Annotated in this window: 14 protein-coding genes and 3 pseudogenes; 7 read left to right on the top strand and 10 right to left on the bottom strand. The window is 42.2% G+C overall.

Annotated elements, in window-relative coordinates:
- Window positions 1–29 precede the first annotated feature (29 nt).
- Window positions 30–461, bottom strand: coding sequence for a pyridoxamine 5'-phosphate oxidase family protein (locus H6G75_RS19985; RefSeq protein ID WP_242051588.1), 432 nt, complete (start codon window positions 459–461; stop codon window positions 30–32).
- 735 nt (window positions 462–1,196) lie between these two features.
- Between H6G75_RS19985 and H6G75_RS19980 the strand changes: the two are divergent.
- The 3 genes and pseudogenes from H6G75_RS19980 to H6G75_RS19970 all read left to right on the top strand — a co-directional run.
- A pseudogene (locus tag H6G75_RS19980) lies at window positions 1,197–1,508 on the top strand (transposase); the annotation flags it as partial.
- A 212-nt stretch (window positions 1,509–1,720) separates the two neighbouring features.
- A complete protein-coding gene (locus H6G75_RS19975; RefSeq protein ID WP_190981736.1) occupies window positions 1,721–2,062 on the top strand; it encodes a hypothetical protein in 342 nt (113 codons plus the stop codon).
- Window positions 2,063–2,170: 108 nt separating this feature from the next.
- On the top strand, window positions 2,171–2,614 hold the full coding sequence (locus H6G75_RS19970) for a hypothetical protein (RefSeq protein WP_190981735.1): 444 nt from the start codon (window positions 2,171–2,173) through the stop codon (window positions 2,612–2,614).
- A 92-nt stretch (window positions 2,615–2,706) separates the two neighbouring features.
- Here the strand turns inward: H6G75_RS19970 and H6G75_RS19965 are convergent, their stop codons facing one another.
- The 8 genes from H6G75_RS19965 to H6G75_RS19930 form a co-directional block, all read right to left on the bottom strand.
- The gene (locus tag H6G75_RS19965) at window positions 2,707–3,951 is read right to left on the bottom strand and encodes a ParM/StbA family protein (RefSeq protein WP_190981734.1); all 1,245 of its coding nucleotides are present in this window, start codon (window positions 3,949–3,951) and stop codon (window positions 2,707–2,709) included.
- A gap of 712 nt (window positions 3,952–4,663) precedes the next feature.
- Window positions 4,664–7,576: a cation-transporting P-type ATPase gene (locus H6G75_RS19960; protein WP_190981733.1), complete on the bottom strand. Its 2,913-nt coding sequence runs from the start codon at window positions 7,574–7,576 to the stop codon at window positions 4,664–4,666.
- A gap of 138 nt (window positions 7,577–7,714) precedes the next feature.
- Window positions 7,715–8,284, bottom strand: coding sequence for a pentapeptide repeat-containing protein (locus tag H6G75_RS19955; protein ID WP_190981732.1), 570 nt, complete (start codon window positions 8,282–8,284; stop codon window positions 7,715–7,717).
- A 32-nt stretch (window positions 8,285–8,316) separates the two neighbouring features.
- Window positions 8,317–9,657, bottom strand: coding sequence for a glutamate-cysteine ligase family protein (locus H6G75_RS19950; protein WP_190981731.1), 1,341 nt, complete (start codon window positions 9,655–9,657; stop codon window positions 8,317–8,319).
- A 51-nt stretch (window positions 9,658–9,708) separates the two neighbouring features.
- The gene (locus H6G75_RS19945; RefSeq protein WP_190981730.1) at window positions 9,709–10,467 is read right to left on the bottom strand and encodes a dienelactone hydrolase family protein; all 759 of its coding nucleotides are present in this window, start codon (window positions 10,465–10,467) and stop codon (window positions 9,709–9,711) included.
- Window positions 10,468–10,482: 15 nt separating this feature from the next.
- Complete coding sequence (locus tag H6G75_RS19940; protein ID WP_190981729.1) at window positions 10,483–11,145, bottom strand: phosphoribosyltransferase; 663 nt, start codon at window positions 11,143–11,145, stop codon at window positions 10,483–10,485.
- Window positions 11,146–11,157: 12 nt separating this feature from the next.
- Window positions 11,158–12,090, bottom strand: a complete 933-nt coding sequence (locus H6G75_RS19935; protein WP_190981728.1) for a ribose-phosphate pyrophosphokinase — start codon at window positions 12,088–12,090, stop codon at window positions 11,158–11,160.
- 2 nt (window positions 12,091–12,092) lie between these two features.
- A complete protein-coding gene (locus tag H6G75_RS19930; protein WP_190981727.1) occupies window positions 12,093–12,854 on the bottom strand; it encodes a photosystem reaction center subunit H in 762 nt (253 codons plus the stop codon).
- Between the two features lie 350 nt (window positions 12,855–13,204).
- On the opposite strand from H6G75_RS19930, the gene H6G75_RS19925 reads away from it, so the two are divergent.
- The 4 genes and pseudogenes from H6G75_RS19925 to H6G75_RS19910 all read left to right on the top strand — a co-directional run bounded on the left by H6G75_RS19925 (window position 13,205) and on the right by H6G75_RS19910 (window position 16,710).
- Window positions 13,205–13,657, top strand: a complete 453-nt coding sequence (locus H6G75_RS19925) for a pyridoxamine 5'-phosphate oxidase family protein (protein WP_190981726.1) — start codon at window positions 13,205–13,207, stop codon at window positions 13,655–13,657.
- 62 nt (window positions 13,658–13,719) lie between these two features.
- Entirely contained in the window at window positions 13,720–14,046 is a 327-nt protein-coding gene (locus tag H6G75_RS19920) for a hypothetical protein (protein ID WP_190981725.1), read from the top strand.
- Window positions 14,047–14,115: 69 nt separating this feature from the next.
- Window positions 14,116–15,114: pseudogene (locus H6G75_RS19915) on the top strand (L-lactate dehydrogenase).
- Between the two features lie 524 nt (window positions 15,115–15,638).
- Window positions 15,639–16,710 (top strand): annotated as a pseudogene (locus H6G75_RS19910) (Photosystem Q(B) protein 1).
- Here H6G75_RS19910 and H6G75_RS19905 read toward each other — a convergent pair.
- Window positions 16,703–16,951: a hypothetical protein gene (locus H6G75_RS19905; RefSeq protein WP_190981724.1), complete on the bottom strand. Its 249-nt coding sequence runs from the start codon at window positions 16,949–16,951 to the stop codon at window positions 16,703–16,705. The pseudogene H6G75_RS19910 and the gene H6G75_RS19905 sit on opposite strands and share 8 nt — an antisense overlap.
- Window positions 16,952–17,030 lie beyond the last annotated feature (79 nt).

The following is a 17,030-nucleotide window of genomic DNA, read 5'->3' as shown; positions in this document are numbered from 1 at the left end:
ATGAAACATCAAAAACAGTATTGTGGTTCTTAGCGACTGCTAATTCCATTAGTGGTTCGTCCACTTATTTCACTCTTATGGATGCGGTAGATGGCGATGGCTTCTGAACGTCCCTCAGCATCAATCCAAGTTCGATTGATTGCGGGTGACAGCGTTGTATTGCGCTCTTTGATCAAGTTCATTACGCGATCGATGTCTGGTTGTTCGGTGAGGCGTGAGGCTCGACCATTCACAATTATGCTACGCCAATGCAGAGGCCCGTTAATTTCTTCAACCTGTAGGCAGATTTCTGGATTCGCATCTATGTCATGAGTTTTCATCCCAACTGTTGTAAACAGGTAGATGTCCTCTTCTTCGAGATAATAATACATTGGTATCACATAGGGTTTACCTTCATGTACACAGCCAAGATGACCGTATCCTACTTGGTGTAGTAGCTCGTGTATTTCTTTTGAATTCATTTCATCAATATCTAACATGACTATTTTTCTCAATATTCAGTTAATTGGTTTATCGTTCAGATAATTGGATTTTATTGTCCCAACTTACTTTCTGTTGATTAACTCTCAATGTCTGCACAAATTACTGATTAATAACCTGATTTCCCAATAAAACATAAAACAGCAAATATTTCTTCTATCTTGCTAGGTAAATAAGTTAATTTTTTATCTAATACTTTTGAATATTTTATTAAGAATTGTATATTTTATCCAGAACTAAAACATTCAATCAAACATGATATTTAACAGCAAAAGTTTATACTTATTGTTGATTATAATTTTGAATTCAGAGCGCAACGACTTGATTATTTGTCTTCATTCCTTTAGCAAGATTTTAGCCTATGAAGGTTTCCACTGTTTCCACTGAGTTAATTCCTGCTGCTTTTCTAAACTTAAATGAGATGACACACCCCAGTTGCCAGTCCACACACCAACATCAAGTTTCCAAGACCCAAAAATTGGTTAGCACGCAAATTAACTTAACTTCACACGTAGGAGGTAGAAGATGAGTGTGTCTCTACCAAAAAAGCATCCGTACTGGTGATCTTGCGGAGGGAATATCTTGAAATCACTGGCAACCTCTGTGCGGCCAAACTGCCAATCGTATATCAATTATTTCCGCAAGCTCTTTAGAAATATCGATACAGCCGTAATATTCCAACGGTCTTCAAACCAGATCTACATAATAAAAGACATTTTCCTAAGTATGGTCCGAAAATTATTTTAATTTTAGATAATGCTAGTTTTCATAAAAGCAAAGATGTTCTAGCTAAAATATCTGAAGAGTTTCCGAATTTTGTTTTAGAGTTTTTGCCTGCTTACAGCCCTGATTACAACATTATCGAGTTAGTCTAGCACTCATGTAAGGAATATATTGCTCATCGCTTATTTAAATCAGTAGATGAGTTAAGGTCACTGCTAAATAAGCTATTGCATCAAGGTGAGTTAGTTATTAAGTGGCATCGGAAAATCAAACATAAAGGTAATTTTAGCTATATTGCAGCTTAACTGCTGATTAGCTTAGTAGCAGAGGCGTTAGCATTCATTTCCAATTTAAGATTGTTATTTTTTGTGATTTGAATCATAAAATAAACTTTTAGCTCAAGATATGGATTCAAAGGACATTTTTTACGCGGACTTACGTCCAAATAAAGAAGAGAAAGCACTATAGCTAACGCTCAAATCCTTAAGAAGTAACTCTCACATAGGAGATAAAAATTATGGCTACTAAAATCAAAAAAGTTAGTTTAATTGATGACAACGCAATGGGTATTTACAAAATTGCTGACTACAACGAGCGCAAGTTTAAAGCAGTCTACTACGGGCTACAAGAAACCTGGGGTAAAACTATCCAAGCACAGTCACAGACTAACTGGAATAAAACACAATGGGATGCTTTTAAAGCCAGATTTATTGCTACATTCGGCTCAGTTGACAACCCCAAATACAGTGTACAACAAATGGTTGACTATTCCATTAAGCACTTCAACAAAGGCTTAAAAGAACTACTTGAAGTCAACAAACGTACTTGGCTACAACGCGAACGTTTATTAGCAAAATAATCACAAATAATCTGATTTTACAGAAAATCTCGCTCATACAGAGTGGGATTTATTTTTTTGACTAATGCTGACGCAGCTAAAAGCGAAACACTCATCAAGGAAACAACTATGGCTGCTAATAAATCTACTAAAGCTCAAGCTGCTACAGTCGATGATTCAACAATGGAACAATTCAAGATTGAATCATTCGACGTGCGTAAATACAACACAATTTTCTATTCAATTCGTGACCTTTACGGACGCGAATCACAACGGCAACTGGGGTCTGACAATTTCGATTGGAAAGCTTTTAAGCTTCAGTTTGAAATCTGTTTTGGTCGTCCTGAAGATTGTCGTTACACCACAGAACAATTATTGAATTTCGCCAAATACAAATTCAACATGAGTTTGGAAGACTTGTTAGCTTATAACCGTAAATCATGGGAACTCCGCAAAAGACGAGAACAACAATATGCAGGCATGGAGCAAATTAACTCTGTAATTCAACACATTCCAGAAATTACCAATTCTCATGTTGATTGCTACCAAATGCTAGAGCAACAGCCATACTAAAATCTCAAAGAATCAGTTAGAAAGTACTATTTTATGCAGCACTTCATTCTAGCTGATTCTTTTTTTACTACATTGATTTTTGTCTGAACCTATCAAACATTCTCGTTTACAGCAATAAAGGTACTAGGCCGCTCACAAGGTGTAAAGTTATACTTACGTTTGACTTCTTCACCTGCATTATTTGTATTACCTTCAACAGATTTAGTTAGCAGTACAACTTCAGAGCGTATATAACCAGTTAACTTATCAAACTGAATAATCATGTGCTGGTGGAAAGCCCAAACATCCGCCATCCGATTGCCCATACCAGAAGATATTTCATCAGGTATAAAAATATTAGCGTGCCAAGATACTTTCATCCCCTCTTTCTGGAAGTAAGCATCTATTTCAGGACGAATGTAATCCGCAGTTCCTCCGCAAAATACCAGTTCTTCAATATCCTCATCCATCTTTGAGCGCAACCACCTGGCGATCGCACGCCAATATTCGTCTCTAGCAAGTAATAAAGCTTTGGACATCAACTCTCCATCAAGTTGAATCTCATCAACTTTACGCTTGCGTGAGAGTTTTTGCATCACCTGGGGGTCACAACTGGCTCCAGCTTCTATCAGTACCTCAATAATATTGGAATTATCAGGGCTTAGTCCCGATGTTTTGGAAATCAAATTATTTACTAACCAAGACATACCAAAATTGCTGGTTATTCCTGCACCAATCGAACCACTGCGAAAGGTGAAAATACTCGCGTTGCGATAACCAAGCATCACATACATCGAAACAGGTACATGATCACCAAGCGTTCGCCTACGGTGGAGAAATATTCCACTACCCTCAGAAGCTGCATCATAACGAAGCATTTTCACCCGCATCTTACCTGCTGGTGTATCAAACCCCCGAAACGTATCCTTCAACCGAATTTGTAACTGTTCCTTGTCTTGCACTTCACCCGGCGGCAGCAGGACACTCAAGTAAGCTGCAACATCATTACCCAGATTCAACTTCTCCTTAGCCAGCCAAAATGCACCGCAAATTTTGGGGATTGCTAGTTCATACTTTAACTCCCTCAGTTGCGATATACCCCCAAACCGACGACGAGCAAGTTCTCCCAAGGCGAAATACTCATCGCCTATCCCTACCCAAGCACGAGATTCAGGAGTACCTTCAGGTTGGACGCTTTCAATTGAGGCTTTAGCAACATCTGCTATTTCTGAGTCTAAAAGTAAAACAACAGGCTTTCCTTCTGGATACTCCTGAACGATAGCCTTAGTTTTACTTGCACCCATATCAATCGTAATTACTATCTTTTTTACGTCTGTTTTCTCCTTAATTTTAGGCATATATATTGATGTTTTATTAACTTTTCCTATTGTTACTAATTTACCTGAAATAGGAATGATGCTGTAGTGCAAAACATTTTCTTTACAGGAGTTAACAGTTTTTTTACATACAAAGTAAGTAGAGAAAAAACCATTACGATCATTTTCTTCTATAACACTAATACCAAACCAAAACTGTAGATTCTAAGTAAATTAATGTATTAAAAATTTCTTCAACACACGCTGGTTAAATTACGTCCTGTATCATGAACAAATTACCCCAATCACACCCTAATTCTGTATCAACTAAAAGTTGAATTACAAAATAATATTTGTCTTTGGCATGTGAAATAAACAATGTAATTGTGATTATTGCACCCAGTCTTACCTCAATCATCCCCACATTTACCTCACTAAAAGCACCACAATTGGGCAGTCTTGTACAATAACAAGGTATGTCCAATGGGGTTTATTACAAATTTGCTTTGCTGCAAAATTGTTGATTGCAACTTTTACAAATGAAATATCATGAAGGCAATTGCACCTCCGAAGTTAGAATGCGATCGCCTCTCCAGTTCGGTCAAATATTGTTAATGCACTCGATCACAAGCTTTGACCAAGTGTATGGCTGAAATGGTTTAAGCGCAACTTTGAGTAATGCAGGTGCTTGGGCAAAAACTTCTTCTAAATGTGCCTTGTGGAGAGAAGCAAAACACTTAGTAGATGTACCTTATTATCTATGTCTAGGATTTCTGCACCAAGCAGCTTTTCTTAGTTCTTCTGCGCCTAAAATAATTGGCGGACATACTAGCAACAGCAACCATTGCCAAGGTGCTAAGGGTGCAGTGGAAAAAATTCTACTTAAGGATGTGCTGTTGGTAATCAGTATGACTAACATCCATTCGATCGCAATTCCTAACCAAATTAGAGGATTAGAAAATAATCCCAACCGCACAATAGAAGTGCGCTCCGAACGGCAAGCGAAAACATTACCATCCTGACAGGCGACAATGGTAGCTAAGGTCATGGTTGTAGCTTGAGCATATATGGCAACGGTGGCGGCGTTGGCTGAGTGCGATAAAATACTGGGCGTGACGGCTTGTAATTGTTGTAAATTATATCCGTAACTCCACCAGACGAGGAAGAATGCTGTCATTCCTAGAATTGCTTCTAGCAATCCTAGAAAACAATAGGCGCGTAAAAGTAGGGAACGGTCAAGAAGCGATCGCGTTTTTTTCCGAGGTGGTTGGTGCATTATGCCAACTTCTGGTTTTTCTGCACCCAAGGCTAGAGCCGGTACTAAGTCAGTACCTAAATCAATGGCGAGAATCTGCATAATTATCAAAGCGGGGGGAATTTTTAGGGCTACCATTAGCAAGAAAGGCACTAATTCCGCTACATTCGATGCCAAGATATAAGTCATAAATTTGCGGATGTTTTGATACACGGTGCGTCCCTGCTTAATCGCGCTGACAATAGTGGCAAAGTTATCATCTGTCAGCACAATATCGGCGGCTTCCCGTGCTACATCTGTGCCATTCATCCCCATCGCTACCCCAATATGAGCCGCTCTTAAGGCTGGGGCATCATTAACTCCATCCCCTGTGACTGCAACTACATCACCAATATCTTTGTAGGCTTGCACCAACCGTAACTTGTGTTCTGGAGACATCCGCGCAAACACCAACCCAGAACGATATTTGACAATTTGCTTTAGTTGTGCATCAGATAAATGTCCCATGCCTTCACCTGTGACTACCCGTACCGAGTTGTTGACCAGTCCAATTTGACGGGCGATCGCTTCCGCAGTTAAACCATAATCACCTGTCACCATAGTTACCTTAATTCCGGCGGCATGGCATTGAGCGATCGCATCACTTACTTCTGGACGGGGCGGATCAAACATCGCCACTAAACCAATGAAGGTTAAATTCTGCTCCAAATCTTGCGATCGCCAATCTAACATCTCACTCCCACCACGTCGCGCCGCCACTCCTAGCACCCGAAAACCTTGGGCGGCTAAACTATCGTTGGCTGCTACCACTTGATTCCAGTCGTCTTGGTTGATGTCTGTCAGGGTACCATTGCGTAAAATAGATGTGCAGTGGCGTAAGACTTCTAAGGGCGCACCTTTAGTAAAAGCTAAGTTCGGCAAGTCACCAGTCCATACCGTTGAGGCACGCCAATCTAATATTACTGTCATCATTCGCCGCCGCGAATCAAATGGCACTTCGCGCAAGCGTGGCAGTTGTGTTTGCAAGGTTTCCAAATTTAGCCCAGCTTTAGCCGCAGCGACTAACAAAGCTGCTTCTGTGGGATCACCAATCTCTTGCCAACGGCTAGGGGCTGTCAGGTGAATCAGGCGGGCATTAGAGCAAAGTGCTGCGCCTGTGAGTAACAAATTGACCTTCCAGGCAGCAGTAAAATCCCTAGACATCTGTACTTTCCCAACCGTAGGGTCGTATCCTGCCCCAGTGACTTCAATCAGGGTGGGTGAGATAGCCAATGGTGTTTCCGGCAATTCATTACCAACGGGCTGCCAGGGAATCCAGAGATAATGCACCGTCATTTCGTTTTTCGTCAATGTGCCAGTTTTGTCTGTACAGATGACAGTAGTAGCACTTAAGGTTTCCACCGCCGACAGCCGACGCACTAGAGCATTGCACCGTACCATCCGCCGGACTCCAATTGCTAATGATAATGTGACGGTGGGCAATAACCCCTCCGGCACTAAGGCTACAATGATACCGATCGCAAACATAAAGCTCTCTTTCACTTCCATCCCCACCAACAGAGATGTCAGCAAAAATACCAATACTCCCATCGTCAGAGCGATCGCTGTGATCACCCGCACCACTTGTGCCACTTGCACTTCTAAAGTGCTAGGTTCGCGTTGCACAACGGTTGTGAGATGGGCTACGTGACCAAATTCTGTTTGTGCGCCTGTGGCATAGACTACAGCTACCCCTCGTCCTGATGACACTGTTGAGCCTGCTAACACCAAATTGGGAATTTCCGCTAAATTAGTTGGTTCTTGTAAAGGTTGTTCACCGGCTGGTAGAGTCTTACCACCCCGAATAGCAGCAACTTCCCGCACCCTTACGGGATAAGCATTACGAGCCACAGGCAGAGATTCACCAGTCAGCACAGAGACATCGAAGTATAGACTTTGGGATGTTACCAGACGCGCATCAGCCGAAACGCGATCGCCTTCTTCTAATTGCATAACATCCCCACGCACCAGTTCCCGTGCTGGTATTTGCTTGAGTTCACCATCTCGATACACTTTTACCTGCATCGGTAACACATTCTTGAGTGCTGATAATGCTTGTTCTGCCTGAAACTCTTGCCAAAAACTAAAGACGGCATTAATCCAGATCACAGCCCAGATTGCCCATCCCAGTTCTGGAATGCCGGAAATAAATGCCAAAATTCCTGCTATCCATAACAATAGAGCCATAAAGTGGGTGAGTTGATCCGTGAAGCGAAGCCACATTGGACGCTGGGCCGTTTCTGGCAGTTCATTCGCACCATAACGCTCAAGGCTTTGTGTTGCCTCATATTCAGTCAAGCCGTTCTCAGTAGTTCCCAATAACTCATAAACGGCGGCAATGGGTAATGTCCAGACTGGTTGATGAAACGACATTAATAGTGCTAATAATTGAGAATCTAGACAACTAAGTAGGTGGACATAATTATTTAGAACTCGCTGACCTTATCCCAAGAGGGTTGAGCGCAGTCGAAACCCGGTGATCTCTAGTTAGGTTTAATTTAGTCCTTCTACTTATTGATGAATAGTACCGTCAGGCATAATTGTCCCAGTTAAAAAGGCTTCACTCATATCTGTGGCATTTAGATTTGCCCCAGTCAGGTTTGCGTCACTTAAATTAGCCTCACTTAAATCAGCACCAGTGAGGTCAGCTTCTCTCAAATCAGCTTTCCACATCCTGACCCCACTCATTTTGGCATCACAGAGGTTCACACGCTGCAAGTTAGCTGTACTGAGTAATGCCATATGCAAACTTGCATTACATAAGTCTGCATCACAAAGATATGCACCGCTAAGGTCTGATTCATTCAGGTTAGCTGTCGATAGAGTAGCTTCACGCAAATCTGCACCACTTAAAATCACTTCTGATAAATTTGCTTGTTCAAGGTTCGCGCCTTGAAGATTTGCTTGACTCAAATTAGCACCACTCATGGATGCTTTTGTCAGATTAGCGCCACTTAGGTCTGCTCTACCAAAGTCTACACCACCCAAGTGAACACCTCTGAGGTCAGCTTTTGGTAAGGCAATACCGTAGAAGTTCCTTTCGCCTGCTGCATATCGATTGAGAAGTTCTTTAACGTCCATAGTCTTAAGTTTTGTGAAATTTTAGTTTTCTATTAATGCGGCTGTAGTAACAATCCTTCGTCAATGTCCAATGCTGCTAGGGGATTTTCTGTATCTAGCCATGCAACTTGGGCTTCGAGTTTGTCACAACACTCACGCACTAGACGCAAACCCGCATCTAAGGTCAGTTGAGTAGTTGTCGGGGTAAACTCTTGTAATATCCCTGCTTCTATCGTCTGATAGTGATCGAGGTCTTTTCTAAGTTTTGCCATAAAATTTGCTCCTTCGCCTCCATCTGCAAACTGCAAAATTGAATCGACGTAAGCCTTAACTTTGGGGTTTTTAATTCCCTCTGTAGCTGAGGTATAGAGTAATTCACCATTTAGATAGGCGAAATCTGGGACATAAAGACATTTACCTACTAATTCAAATATCTGTATCCCTTTAGCTGGTCTAACTGTTAACTTCTCGCTCCTGACTCGATTAGCGGCATTCTCAAGCAGCACAATTACAGCTAAAATCACTGAAGGATAGTTACTATCTATACATCTGATTTCTACAGTGCCGAGTTTGTTGAGTCGGACTGGATTCCAAGCAGATTTCAGTAGGCTTCCTCCCGCTTCTAAGAAAGAGTGAGGTTCAATTCCTACCTTGGCCATTGCTTGCAACCAAGCGTAGTAACGAGCAAATTGCTGTTCAACTAAATCCTCCACACTCTCGGCATAAGGCTTAAGCCCGCCCACAGATTGTAAATTCGTGTAAACTCCTTCCCAGCCAAAGGTTTCACTACCCCGATAGCGAATTGTATGGGCGGCTAGTCTGATCGCTTGTCCTTCATAAAATGGACAAGCCCGTGTTAAAGCAATGAGGGCTGAGTCGCAAGCTGTAGCTAAATTGTAGATATTTAGTAGTTCTTCTCGCTCGGCTGATGTTGAGTTGTAAGAGACTGCAACGCGAGGATCAATTACTCCTGGCGGAACTTCTAAATGCAGATGTGTGCCTGTACATTTCCCGGCGTGCAGAAATTTATCATAGCCCACAGTCCGCGCTTGGATATGGTAATTGGGGCGATCGCGCATCACTGGCATAATATGTAAGGGGTAGCTAGACAGAGGATAGAGGCGTAAATTCATCTGTCGCGCCACAGCGATCGCCAATTTCAGATTTTTGAGATAAACTCTTGCTAGTTCTGTGCCAGTGTAGGCTGGTGGTGTGTTAATCTCCACCATACTCTTGACAAACTCCGGCACAAAGTAACTTGGGTTTAAACATTGTGCTTGCGCCATGATGTGACAGCCCTGCAAAAATTCATCAGCGCGATCGCTCAGATGACCAACTTCATCTACCAGAAAAAACTCTTGCTCAAGACCAATACGACGCTTGACTACATCCATAAACTCTTACCTCCTACACCTTGACCCCAATCCCATCTACCTGATACCATTTCACTTAAAAAATGATACAGATAGGCAAGCAGAGGAGGCAGAGGGAGCAGAGGGGCAGAGGAAGCTATTTGTATCAATAATTTCGTGAATTGGTATGAGATAGTGCGTAAACCATTCACTCGCCAGTTGTGCGACTGCGGTTAATGCACCTGGTTCTTCAAATAGATGGGTGGCTTTGGGGACAATCTCTAAGCGTTTTGGAGAGCGCAACTGTTCTAGTGCATCCTCGTTCATTGTGATCACTGGCAGATCGTAACCCCCAACAATCAACAATGTCGGCGCGGTGACATGAGGTAAGGCTGAACCAGCTAAATCAGGTCGTCCGCCACGAGAAACAATCGCCTGCACCGCCTCTGGACGTTCTGCGGCGGCGACGAGGGCTGCACCACCCCCTGTACTCGCGCCAAAGTAACCTACTTTCAGATGTCGAGTATCTGGGTTTTGTGTCAGCCAATCTGTAGCCCCAACTAACCGCGAGGCTAACAAACCAATATCAAAGCGCAAATGTCTTGTTCGCAGGTCAATTTCTTCTTCTTCCAGCGTCAGTAAATCAATTAATAAAGTTGCGAGTCCTGCCTGTTGTAAGACTTCAGCAACATAGCGATTACGCGGACTGTGACGGCTGCTACCACTACCATGAGCAAATAACACTATGCCTGTCGCACCATCAGGAATCACCAAATTTCCCTCTAGCTTAACCTCACCTGCTGTCACCGACACCAGATGTTCTTGGGGATTCTGTGTTAATGTCCTATCCATTGACTGAACCTCTGTTTACAAATCATTAGCTACCAGTAATTTTTGTCTTGTCAAAAGTTCACATACCTCAGCGTCGGTTGTTTGCCCAAAATCTTCATACCAAAGGCCGATCGCATATAAATCTTCTGGCATCATCACGCAGACAACCCGATCTACCTCTGCTTGCAGTTCTTCACAAGTGGCTACACCTGCAACGGGAACTGCAACTACCAGTTCACGGGGTTGTTGCTGTTTTAATGTGGCGATTGCTGCACGAATAGTTGCACCCGTAGCAATACCGTCATCAACTAAAATAATCGTATGATTTTTGACTTTCGGTAGCAGACGATTACCCCTATAGGCTATGTTCCGACGCTCTAATTCCCCCATTTCGATTGCGGCGACTTCATCAATAGTTGCTTGGGGAATCCGCAACCAATCTACAACATTTTCATTTAATACACGGACTCCTCCGGTAGCAATTGCACCCATCGCCAGTTCCTTGTGTCCTGGTACACCTAGTTTCCGCACTAAGCAGACATCTAATGGTGCATCAAGTGCCTTGGCTACTTCAAATGCTACAGGCACACCGCCACGGGGAAGCCCCAATACTAAAACATCTGGACGATTAGCATACTCTGTTAATTCAGCCGCTAACAGTTTCCCAGCCTCCGTCCGATTACGGAACTTTTGCCACATATTTTTATACCTCTAAAATAAATCACTAATTGAACCATCTGTTTTAAATCGTTGAATAGTAGTAGCAATTAAAGGTGCGATCGAGACAATTTTTAATTGCTGCCAGTCGGTTTCTTTGGGAGTTACACTGTCGGTAACAAAAATCGCCTTCACACTGGGATGGCTTAACTTAGCCCGTGCTTCTTTGACAAACAACCCATGAGTAGCAGCAATAATTATTTCTGGACGTGCTTCGGCTTTGAGTAAGGCTTCAATACTTTTAGCAAGAGTGCCGCCAGTAGAAATCATGTCATCGATAATTAAGCAGGCACAACCCTTTACATCACCCACAACACGAGTTACCTCTGTTTCTGTGCCACTGGTGCGGTGTTTGTGTAGCACGACTACCGAACTATCGAGCTTTTGGGCATACTGGGTTGCCATTTGGACGCGCCCCGTATCTGGAGATACAACTACGAAATTAGGTGGTAAGTAATGGCGTATAGCCTCACAAAAAATGGGTACAGCCGTCAGACTGTCTACAGGAATACGAAAGAAACCTTCAATTTGCAGTGTGTGTAAATCCAGGGTGACAACATGATTTACCCCGACAGCCTGTAACACTTCAGCTACCATACTGGCGGTAATTGGCTCGCGCCTACCGTGACGTTTATCAGCACGGGCGTAGCCAAAGTAAGGAATAATCGCTGTAATTCGACCAGCCGCAGATCGACGACAAGCATCTGCAAAAGCTAAAAGTTCTACTAAATGTTCATTGACAGGTGGTGCTGTAGACTGGAGGATAAATACAGACTTTTGGCGTACCGATTCCAGAAGCCGCACATTTACCTCACCATCTGGAAAGCGTTCCACCAGAGATTTCCCCAAAGGAATGTCGAGTTTCTGGGCAACTGCGGCAGCTAAATCAGGGTTAGCTGTGCCAGCAAAGAGGATGAATTTGTCCATAATCAAGACTTTGTTTGGTGGATTTGCTTCCAGGCGGCATCTAGAGACGCTTTTGCACGCTCTCCTGCACGGGTAATACTTTGTTGTAAACTATGCCATTGCTCTTGTAAGAACTCCGTAGCTTCTTGCACAGCATGATGTGGATGATTAGTAGAAGCTGCTACTTCGTCGCTAACTTCCTTGATTTTGACGCGGACAACTTCTGGTTTATCGCTGGGGGCAATCAGATGATGTAGGCGATCGCCTATGATATGTACTAAATGTTGTACCTGTTGTGATTTCTCGCTGAAGAAACCCTTGAGTCCCTCTGACTCAGCTTCAAGTTGATGTTTAACATCTTCACCGATAATTAGTTTATCAATGGTAATTTCCTCAACATCTTCGGGATACAACACTGCGCGTCCACCAAAATGAGCCGCAATTTCTCCCGCCACAATGTAAGCGGCGATTTCTCCCGTTTGCCAATCAAATAAAAAATCTTCCACCCAGCCAAGAGGCTCACCTAGTGTAGATTCAACTGTAATTTCATGCAAGCGGCGGAGGTTTTCTGGCGTGTCTTCTAGTGGAGGATAATAAACAGAAACTGCACCCATACCTACCCCAGCAATTTTTTCTACTGGTAAATATGTTTCTCCACCCGAAAAATAAGCAATACGCCCAGAATCATCTAACCAAACTTCTTCTAACTCACCAAAACTATTAGCTGTGGAGCTATCTATTGCTATCCAACCGATAATCTGACTACGACGCACAACATTGAGCATACTTTTCCTCCAATACTTTCTACTTATCTTGGAGTTTGATGAATATATACAGTGGCCCATCTTTTGCCACTTTGCTGTTTGAAATGTGGACTCTACTTTGAGGTTACCAACAAAATGTGAGGAATATGTGAGGAATTTTTCAGTCAAATTCTCGAACAAAGATAGTGGCTTATCTATCTTTAGATAGGGATTAATCAATCGCAAAGGAGATAGTTCAAAAATTTAATTTGCTCTTTCTTCTCTTTCCGTGGGTGTATTTCTTCTTGAGGATTGAGATTCTATCCTAATGGATTTGTATAGAAGCAGAACCAATCGAAGTTGAATTATTGTATTTGCAAGGAAGAAAGACTGTGTTAGATATTGATGAAATGGGAGCAAAGGAAATACATGATCTTCTACAGAAGATAGAGTATGGACACTTAGGCTGTACATCGGAAGGACATCCCTATGTAGTGCCGATGCACTATTATTTCGAGAATCCCAATCTGTACATCTTTACAACCGAAGGAATGAAGACGAAGTACATTGATGCAAATCCGGAAGTGTGCTTACAGGTCGAAGAGATTCACAATTTATCCCATTGGCGCAGTGTAATTGTCAGGGGTTGGGCTGAACGCCTAACTGAGCAGCAAGAGTTAACTCATGCGATGCAATTGATCAAAGCACAGAATCCACAACTTTCTCCTGCATTGAATCGAACGTGGATAGATGTTTGGGGACGAGCAAATGTCATTGTCATCTACCGCATTCATCCCAGTGAGATGACTGGGCGAACAACTCAAGGAGTCAGCAGTCAGTCGTGATTGAGTTGTCAAGATGGATGTAATTTAATTTTCTGTCCCGATTGGAGCCAAGGAGTTCAACCATGATTGGCAACTCGTTGCAGTGTGAATATATCGGTTGGGGAAACTTAGAGCAGTTTCGCTCGCGGGCTGTCGCCGAGAATGAGGCGTTAATTTTTACGCCTCCTGCGGGCAATGCTCCAATTTTAATTCACGGGTTTTTGGATTGTCTGCGATCGCCAGAATTACAAGCTAAAATCCCGCAAAAGTTTTCAGAAAACGATGTAGCAGGAGTTATGGTAGAAATGGTGAGAACGCTGCCGAAAACCCTTTTGAAAGAGTGGAAAAATCAATCCAACACCGCAGAACAAACAGCAGTTTTTGCAATGCTACGTTGGTCAACGAGTTAAATCATTTGGTCTGTCAAATGAGGCTCCAAGGTTAAAGGAAGATGGGCATTACATAGGTTAATTGTTTGTATGTTTTTTGAAAACTTATTTACATCCTCATCAGGAGAGAAATCTATTTCTCCTATCATTCGCCAACCCCGTAAAGGAGTAATTGTTGGTGCAGGTCAGGTAGGGATGGCTTGTGCTTATTCGCTGCTGATCCAAAATATCTTAGATGAAATAGTAATTGTTGATATCAATCAGCACAAATTAGAAGGGGAAGTCATGGATTTACAACATGGACTCCCCTTTGTTTAACCAACATTAATTAGAGCAGGAACTTTAGCTGACGGAGAGAATGCAGATATTGTCATTATTACTGCTGGAGCCAAGCAGAAGCCAGGAGAAACTCGTTTAGATTTAGTAAACAGAAATGTGGAAATTTTCCAAAGCTTAATTCCAGAAGTTGTTAAATTTTGTTCAACAGCGATTTTGCTGATTGTTACCAATCCAGTAGACATCATGACTTATGTCTGTCTCAAAATTTCTGGGTTGCCTAGTTCTAGTGTAATTGGGACGGGAACCGTCTTAGATACTGCACGTTTTCGCTATTTGTTATCCCAAAAGTTTCAAATTGACCCACGTAGTTTACACGCTTACATTATTGGGGAACACGGTGATAGTGAAGTTCCGGTTTGGAGCAAGGTAAATATATCTGGAATGCACCTTCTAGATGAAACGTGGGAAGAAGGCAAACAGATAGATCCGCAATTACAAAATATCTTTGCACAAGTGAAGAATGCTGCTTACGAGATTATCCAGCGTAAAGGAGCAACTTCCTATGCGATTGGCTTGGCAGTAGCCCAAATTACACAGTCAATTTTACGTAATCAAAACCGAGTTTTAACAATCAGCAGCCTCATTAATGATATTCATGGTATTCAAGATGTGTGTTTGAGTTTACCTGCGGTAGTTAACCGTCAGGGCGTTACGAGGGTTTTGAATCTCTCGTTGAATAAAACAGAATTACAACAGTTACAACATTCTAGTAAAATTCTCCGCCAGACTATTGAGCAACTGAATATTTAACTTCAGGATGGCGTTTGGCTGAAAAACGAACAAAGAAAAAAGGTTTTTGATTCCTCTTTCCTCCTTTAACGTTTTTCTAGTTCATAAGTAATAATGTTGGGTTAGTGGACTAATCTCTTAGAGCATCTGTTCTGCAACTTCTACTCGTAGAAGCGATCGCACATTCTCGATTTGATTGACAATAGTAGCTACCGATCAGCTAATATTTGCTATTAGATCAAGATATTGTCGCTTTGACTGGGAAATCTTTGGTTTACTTACTTTTAAGATGCGTTGACTATGTTGTTAATCTCAATTATGACAAAATTTAATTTTTCATAAGTATTGTGTTTCCTCACAAGTTCCTCAAATTCTTTTTCTAACTTCAAACTAGAGATATTCAACTAATTGATTACTGGCAACTCTACTCTCTGAAAACTATCGTAATTGCTGAACATACAACGGTAGGTCAAACCTAAGCGATAGGCATCTGCTAAAAGTCGTAGAAAAATTTTGAACTTGGAATTACTTAGGAGCTAAAAACCATGAGTACCATTGTTCAACGTCAAAAGGAATTTAATTTTTTTGATTTATGGGATAGTTTTTGTGCGTGGATTACCAGCACAGAAAATCGGATTTATATCGGCTGGTTTGGTGTATTGTCGATTCCTACCTTGCTAGCTGCTACCACCTGTTTTGTTTTGGCTTTTATTGCTGCGCCTAGCGTAGATATGGATGGCATACGTGAGCCAATTATGGGTTCACTAATGGAGGGGAATAATTTAATTACAGCCGCAGTGGTGCCGACTTCTGCTGCCATTGGTTTGCACTTTTATCCTATCTGGGAAGCGGCATCAATGGATGAATGGCTCTACAATGGTGGGCCATATCAGTTGATTGTGCTGCATTTTCTGATTGGTATTTGGTGCTTACTAGGGCGATTTTGGGAACTTAGCTATCGTTTAGGAATGCGTCCTTGGATAGCAGTTGCCTATTCTGCACCCGTGATTGCTGCTACTTCCGTTTTGCTAGTTTATCCCATTGGTCAAGGTAGTTTTTCTGATGGTTTACCTTTGGGAATCGCTGGAACTTTCCACTTTATGTTGGCTTTCCAAGGCGATCATAATATCCTGACGCACCCGTTCCATATGTTGGGTGTAGCAGGTGTGTTTGGTGGCGCACTGTTGAGTTCTTTGCATGGTTCTTTAGTGGCTTCAACACTAATTCGCAATACCGATGAAAATGAATCCATCAATGCTGGATATAAGTTGGGTCAGCAGCAAGTGACATACAAATACTTGGCAGGAACACCATAGCTTCTTGAGACGCTTGTTGATTCCTACCTTTGCTAGCAGAAATCATCGTGCTTTCCATTTCTTATTAGCAGCATTACCAACAATAGGTATTTGGTTTGCGGCGATGGGTGTATGTTCAATGGCATTTAGTCTCAATGGCTTTAACTTTAATCATTCCATCTTAGATAGTCGGGGTAATGTAATTAGAAGCGACGCTGATATCTTAAACCGTGCCAATATTGGTCTCAGTGTCATGCACGCGCCTAATGTCCATAATTTCCCATTGGTGCTGTCTAGCGGTCAACCTATTCCAGTTAGTTAAAGGCTAACTTGGCTTTTAATATCTGTATCAGTTTGGGTAGATACTGGTGATCTGGTAGAGTTAAAGCCACAACACCTGTGAGCTTTTCTACCAGTTCTACACCCGCAGTGGTGCTAGTAGCTATCCCACTGATTAAATCTGGAGTCACGCCAAAACTTTGACTGACTCCCACCACGGCGTAAGGATAAGATGCACACAAGACGATACAGTGAATTTGTTGTTTAATGTCTTCGAGAACCACAGAACCGTTGTATGAATCTATCCTACTAATAAAAAGTTAAATTATCTAAGAATCAACAGCAAAAAAAGCAGATACCGGA

This window comes from Nostoc sp. FACHB-280 (assembly GCF_014697615.1).
In the GTDB taxonomy this organism is placed as follows: Bacteria; Cyanobacteriota; Cyanobacteriia; order Cyanobacteriales; family Nostocaceae; genus Nostoc_B.
This window is presented reverse-complemented; position numbering and strand designations above follow the sequence as displayed.